Source organism: Sphingomonas sp. CCH5-D11 (assembly GCF_001557395.1).
Lineage (GTDB): Bacteria > Pseudomonadota > Alphaproteobacteria > Sphingomonadales > Sphingomonadaceae > Sphingomonas.
Genome location: NZ_LSKH01000096.1, coordinates 1 through 993 on the forward strand (window position 1 = coordinate 1; position 993 = coordinate 993).

At 66.7% G+C, this 993-nt stretch carries 1 protein-coding gene; it reads right to left on the minus strand.

Going from position 1 to position 993, the window contains the following annotated elements:
- Positions 1-165 precede the first annotated feature (165 nt).
- Positions 166-894, minus strand: coding sequence for an IS21-like element helper ATPase IstB (gene istB, locus AX702_RS06315; protein WP_017977237.1), 729 nt, complete (start codon positions 892-894; stop codon positions 166-168).
- Positions 895-993 lie beyond the last annotated feature (99 nt).

Genomic DNA, 993 nt, shown 5'->3' on the forward strand with positions numbered 1-993 from the left:
GCGTCCAAAAAGGACCCCCTATCGGCGTGCAAAAGGGACCCCCTTCGTCGAGCAGCGTGACGGGTATGACGGGCGCTTTGTTCGCGCTGGTTGCGGCGTAGGGCGGGCGTAGCCCGACCGGAGGCGCAACCAGCGCGAAGCGTTCTCTGCCGGTGGTCCTGGGCGTCAACTGCGGTGCTTGAAGCGCCAGCTGTCATTGCCCGTTTCGACGATGTCGCAATGGTGGGTAATGCGGTCGAGCAGCGCGGTGGTCATCTTGGGGTCGCCAAAGACGGTCGGCCACTCGCCAAAGGCGAGGTTCGTCGTGACGATGACCGAGGTCTGCTCGTAGAGCTTGCTGACGAGGTGGAAGAGCAGTTGGCCGCCCGAGCGGGCGAACGGCAGGTAGCCAAGCTCGTCGAGCACCACCAGATCGAGCCGGGAGAGCTGGGCTGCCAGCGTGCCGGCCTTGCCAAGACGCGTTTCCTCCTCAAGCCGGTTCACCAGGTCCACCGTGTTGAAGTAGCGCCCCCGGGCGCCGGCCCGTACCACATTGGTGGTGATGGCGGTGGCGAGGTGCGTCTTGCCTGTGCCCGTCCCACCGACAAGCACGACGTTGCGCCGGCCCGGAAGAAACGAGCCGCTGTATAGCGAGCGCACCAGTCCCTCGTTGATGGGGGTGTCATCGAAGACGAAGGCGTCGAGGTCCTTCACCGCGGGCAACCTGGCGGCCGACATCCGGTAACGGACCGACGCTGCATGGCGGTGCGTCGCCTCGGCACGCAGCAGGTCGGTCAGGACCTCCATGGTCGTGCGCTTGCGCTGGAGACCGGTGGTGACCGCCTCGTCGAAGGCGCCAGCCATGCCCTTCAGCCCCAACTCGGTCATGGCCGTCATCATCTCATGCCGCTGCATGGAGACCTCGCAGGCTGTCATAGCGGTTGCAGTCGGCGCGGGGCGGATGGCGCAGCGCCAGGTCCTCCGGCGTGACAATGGCCAGCGGCCGGGGCGGCT

Excerpts from the sequence above, each read along its gene's own strand:
- istB (WP_017977237.1), bottom strand. The coding sequence starts at position 894 with ATGCAGCGGCATGAGATGATGACGGCCATGACCGAGTTGGGGCTGAAG.